Source organism: Acidithiobacillus sp. TH-A35, assembly GCF_057473505.1.
This window is the reverse complement of sequence record NZ_JBYCKR010000159.1, coordinates 1-4828: the sequence shown is the minus strand read 5'-3', so window position 1 is coordinate 4828 and position 4828 is coordinate 1. Positions and strand designations below refer to the sequence as shown.

The 4828-nt window shown below is 57.7% G+C and carries 6 protein-coding genes and 1 pseudogene; all 7 read right to left on the bottom strand.

Features of this window, described 5'->3' with window-relative positions:
- On the bottom strand, positions 1 to 275 hold a 275-nt coding region (locus AC2VNK_RS05540; protein WP_486883114.1), incomplete at its 3' end, for a DsrE family protein.
- 77 nt (positions 276 to 352) lie between these two features.
- On the bottom strand, positions 353 to 844 hold the full coding sequence (locus AC2VNK_RS05535; RefSeq protein WP_486883113.1) for a SixA phosphatase family protein: 492 nt from the start codon (positions 842 to 844) through the stop codon (positions 353 to 355).
- Positions 816 to 1232 carry a hypothetical protein gene (locus AC2VNK_RS05530; RefSeq protein ID WP_291520652.1) on the bottom strand — a complete coding sequence of 139 codons (417 nt, stop codon included), beginning with the start codon at positions 1230 to 1232 and terminating at the stop codon, positions 816 to 818. The genes AC2VNK_RS05535 and AC2VNK_RS05530 overlap by 29 nt, the downstream gene beginning before the upstream one ends.
- Entirely contained in the window at positions 1233 to 2579 is a 1347-nt protein-coding gene (gene der / locus AC2VNK_RS05525) for a ribosome biogenesis GTPase Der (RefSeq protein WP_291520650.1), read from the bottom strand.
- Positions 2580 to 2589: 10 nt separating this feature from the next.
- The gene (gene bamB / locus AC2VNK_RS05520) at positions 2590 to 3777 is read right to left on the bottom strand and encodes an outer membrane protein assembly factor BamB (protein WP_291520648.1); all 1188 of its coding nucleotides are present in this window, start codon (positions 3775 to 3777) and stop codon (positions 2590 to 2592) included.
- Positions 3774 to 4385 carry a YfgM family protein gene (locus AC2VNK_RS05515; protein ID WP_291520646.1) on the bottom strand — a complete coding sequence of 204 codons (612 nt, stop codon included), beginning with the start codon at positions 4383 to 4385 and terminating at the stop codon, positions 3774 to 3776. Before AC2VNK_RS05515 ends, bamB begins: the two co-directional genes overlap by 4 nt.
- Positions 4382 to 4828 (bottom strand): annotated as a pseudogene (gene hisS / locus AC2VNK_RS05510) (histidine--tRNA ligase); the annotation flags it as partial. The gene AC2VNK_RS05515 and the pseudogene hisS, both read right to left, overlap by 4 nt.

Genomic DNA, 4828 nt, shown 5'->3' with positions numbered 1-4828 from the left:
CCATTGAGTTCCAGGGATTGCAGGCAACCGATGATCTGCACACCGTTGTCCTCAGCCAATTTCATGAAGTCAGCGACACTCTTGCCACCGGCCATGGGAAATATGGTCTCGGCCTTGCCCTTAGCCAGCAATTCCGTGGCTGGACCAGTGAAATACATCACCACTTTTTGCTCCGCTGCGGCAGCCGTGGCAGCGAGAAAAAAGGCGGAAGGCAGACGCTTGGGATTCTCCGGACCGGTAATAAGGATAATAACGAGATCAGCTGCTTCGGACATTTTATACCTCCTGACGAACGGTGAACAAGGCGGGCGCAAGAAGCCATTGCCCGTAACTCTGCACATTATAGCGCAGGTCACCCCTGATGCCGAATTTGTCCCAGACGTGCCAAGGCCACGGGTTGTGCATACCAGAGTAATTGTCCGCCCGTACCAGAATGATCCAAGGCGATCGCTATGACGCTGACTTTTTTAACCGGGAGAGATATACCCATCAACTGTGCGCCCCAGATCCCGAGATGCGGTTGATGGCCCACCACAATCAGGGTACCGGGCTGCGGGGAAAGGCTTTGCCAGTCATGGCGAAGTTGACCGAGATCGCCTGCTGGTATGGCGTCGTGATAGCTCGACACTTCCACCCCCAAAGCCGTCGCAAGATATGCCGCCGTTTCTCTGGTCCGCACCAGAGGGCTACTCCACAATGCGACCTGGTTACGGACGCAGAGCGCTAGCCCATCGGCCATTTCTGCCGCACTCACATGACCGTGCGCAGTCAACTGACGTTCAAAATCAGATCCACCATTACCCGCATCTTCCGCCTCAGCGTGGCGGACGAGCAACAGGTCCACGACGAACCACCTCCTGACCAAACCATAACCGCGTGATGGCAGCGGGTAAAACACGGGCAAGAATGGCGACCCCAGCGATGCCGATGAGTGCCGTCATCCATTCGTCCACTCGCACCTTCGTGCCAGGCCCAGCCCCGATAAAGATTTCCAGGCCCGAGAGTATCGCACCCAGGAAGATGGTCACCGGCCGCCAGCCATAGGGCGTCAGGGCCGGAAAGAAGCGGGCAATGGCACCCAGCGTTAGGGCGGCCCAGAGCGCGTACTCGCCGGCCCGCACCCAGATCATCTGCGGATTAACGGGTATATAACGATTACTTACCAATATCGCCATATAAATGCACACGGCCACCACTGCCCAGCGCCACCAGCCGGAGATGCGTTCCGTCATTCAGTGTTTCCCTTTTTTCGGCTGTGGATCGTAGGGATTTTCTCCCTGCCGGAAGACCAGACGCAAGGGTACGGCTTCCAAATGCAGCGCCCGCCGAAAGGCACTCTCCAAATAACGCTTGTAAGTACCGGGCAGACGCGTCAGTTGGTTACCGTGAAACACCAGGGTGATAGGGTTTTCTCCCCCCTGATGACAATAACGCAGTTTGATGCGGCGCCCGCCGACCATGGGTGGCTGATGGGTCTCGATCACATCGGCCAGCGCGCGATTCAGCTCGCCTGTGGAAAAATGACGGCGAGAATCAATCCATAGCTGATCAATACTCTTATAGAGATCACCCACACCCGTGCCATGGAGGGCGGAAATAGTGTAGATCGGCGCGTATTTAATAAAGTCCAGCCGTCTTTCCAGTTCTTGCTTTACCGCCTTGCGCTGCTCGGGATTCATCCCATCCCACTTGTTGACCACCACCACAATGGGCCGCCCCAGTTCGACCGCCACACCTACCAGGTGGGCGTCCTGCTCGGCGATACCCAGACGCGCGTCGAGCACCAGCAGCACCACATCCGCTTCACGCAGAGCACTCAGGGTCTTCAACACGCTGAGCTTTTCGAGCCCCTCGCCCACCCTGGCGCGGCGCCGCATACCCGCGGTATCAATCATGACGTAGGGCTTACCCTGGCGCTCATATGGAATGCGGATGCTATCCCGGGTGGTTCCAGGCTCATCAAAAACGAGGACACGCTTTTCACCCAGCATCGCGTTGACCAGCGTCGACTTACCCACGTTGGGCCGACCGAGCATGGCAATACGCGGCCCCTTCCCCGCCGCCTCGGCGGCTTCTGCTTCTGGTGTAGGCAAGTCGGAAAAAATTGCCTCCAGCAGCGGTTCAACGCCGTGACCATGAGCCGCAGAGATGGTGTAGGGCATGCCCAGACCAAGACGATGAAATTCAGGCAGCTCGCTCACAGCGCCTTTCGCATCCATCTTATTGACAACCAGATAGATGGGCTTACCACTGCGGCGCAGCTCTTCGGCGATTTCTGCATCCTGGGCCGAGAGACCTTCTTTAGCATCTACCAGAAAGCAAACGGCATCGGCCTCAGTGATAGCGAGGCGAGTCTGTGCGGCCATGGCCGCTACCAGGCCTTCCCGTTCTTCCGGCTCAAAACCGCCGGTATCCACCACCAGATACTGGCGCCCTTCAAATTGCGCGGTACCATAATGGCGATCCCGGGTGAGCCCCGGGAAATCCGCCACCAAAGCCTCGCGGGTGCGCGTCAGGCGATTAAAAAAAGTGGATTTACCCACATTGGGGCGCCCCACCAGGGCGATAACTGCAGTCATGAATTGGGCCTTAGCGTTTTGCCAGCTTGATTCGATACAAGGTGCCCGCATCACTGAGGGCAAGAATCTGGCCATTTCCCAGACAGACGGGCGTACTCTGAATACCGCTGTCGGACAGCCGCGTCTGGCCGATCCGGTGCCCCGTCAGAGGATCAATGACATAGAGATATCCCGCATTATCGGTCGCCAGCAAGTCACTGCCACACCGACCAAAACCGGTCATGTAGTGCCCGCTCAAGTGGTCATTGCGCCAAAGCACATTGCCGGAGCTGGGGTCTACAGAGGATATCCGCCCATCGGCATCCGCGACAAAAAGATGACCATCGTCCAGCACGGGAGTCTGGTAGACGGACATCGGCACACTCCAGTTCTGGGTACCGCCCTGCAACGCATAAGCGGCCAGATTCCCCTGATAGGCGGCAGCAATGACCTGATCCTTCGAGATCACCGGGCTTGCGGCCACATCTACCATACGTGCCAATTCATTGCTGCCATGCGCCAAGGCGACCTGCGCCCGCCAGAGCTCTGCACCAGATGACAAGCTGAGCGCCACCACCGTTCCGTCAGCAAAACCGGCATACACCACCCCGTCATGCACCGTAGGCGTAGCCACGGCGCGCAGGATGAGGGACGGTTCATTCACGGAGAACGTCCATTGCACCTTGCCATCTTTAGGGTCGAGTGCCCAAAGATGACCATCTACCGTCTGTACCAAAAGATGTCCATCCACAGCGACCACCGGTGTGAGCACTTCAGAACTCATCTGCACAGCCCAAAGCTTGTGTCCGTCTTTAGCGGTAAACGCATAGACCTTTCCCGCGTCGGTACCCGCATAAACCACACCATCCGCCAGCGTCGGACCACGCGCTGTTCTGCCATCCAGGCTGCGCATCCACATCTGGTGGCCGCTATCCGTCATACTGACCAGATGACCAGAAGCGTCGGCAACTACGATCTGCCCTTTGCCATGCGCAATCAGCGTTCCCTGATACGGATTGACTTGCCAAATGCCATATAGGCGGGACTGCCATTCCGTAGAGAAAGATACCTTATCCTGCCCTTTGGCGAGGGGTGGGGGTGCCTTGGGGGCTGGAGTGGAATGGAACCAGGACATGATGCCACAGCCGTTCAGCAGGATCGCCAAGGAACCCAACACCATCAGACGCCAGGAGGACGAGAGGGAAATTCGCAAGGTCATGGCGCCACTCCGATATTAGCCATCTTCATCTGCAGGTAGCTGCGGTAAGGATCAGCGGCTGGAAGCGCCGCAATAGCCGACTGATAAGCCTGCATAGCTTTACCGTCCTGATGGAGCGCCACATAGGCGTCCCCCTGGATTTCATCCTGCAGGATGGCGAAGGCCACATCCGGCGCCTTCAGTAAACCCAGTGCCTTTTGTGCCTGCTTCTGCTCCAGATAGAGACGGGCCAGACTGAGCCTCGCCATACCCTTCAGGCCCCTTGGAGCGCTTTCGGTTTGGATGATTATATTCAGCTCCCTTTCCGCCGCAGGGATCTGGTCGCTTTCGCTATCCATACGCGCCAGAAAAAAGTGGGCGAAAGTGGCGTAGGGCGTACGCCCATATTGATGCACCAGGGTATCCGCACTGGCGCGCGCCGTACTGGTCTGCCCGGCGACGAGGGTATCTACCAGTTCATTATAAAGTACGGCAGCACGCTGCACTTGATGGCGCTGGTATTTTTCGTAGCCAAAAAAACCCATTGCCGCAAGCAGTATAATAATAGTGCCCGCGATGAGGGAGATGCGATGGCGATAAAGGAATTCGGAGAGTTCTGGACCGGTCACGATGGGGTTCTGGCTGTGGCAAAATTGCGTACAGTATGGGGGGCAGACTGCGGGAAATCAACGCCAAGGCAGTGCAGACCCTCGTGCAAGGCGTCAAGATTACCCTGCCAGCGGCCCTCCCCTGCCTGTTCCTTAAGGATCAGCGCCTCGCCAGCGAGTTGTCCCGCGCCGATAATGGCCTGGAATCTGGCGCGGGAACGTTCTGCCTGCTTCATGATGCTCTTGAAGTTGGCGGGGCCACCAGTCACGACGGAGATGCCCCCATCACGCAACTTCTCGGCAATTTGCCAGGTGCGCGCTACCGCAGCATTCTCCAAAGCACCGAGGAAAAGCAGGGGGATCGGCGCTTCCACTGCCCTCCCCTGCAACGCCTGTAAAGCGAGTAATCTTTCGAGCCCTACTGCAAACCCGATCGCCGGCGTCTCAGCGCCACCCAACTGTGC

Coding starts and splice junctions, on each gene's coding strand:
- AC2VNK_RS05530 (WP_291520652.1), bottom strand. CDS start 1,232: ATGACGGAACGCATCTCCGGCTGGTGGCGCTGGGCAGTGGTGGCCGTG.
- der (WP_291520650.1), bottom strand. CDS start 2,579: ATGACTGCAGTTATCGCCCTGGTGGGGCGCCCCAATGTGGGTAAATCC.
- bamB (WP_291520648.1), bottom strand. CDS start 3,777: ATGACCTTGCGAATTTCCCTCTCGTCCTCCTGGCGTCTGATGGTGTTG.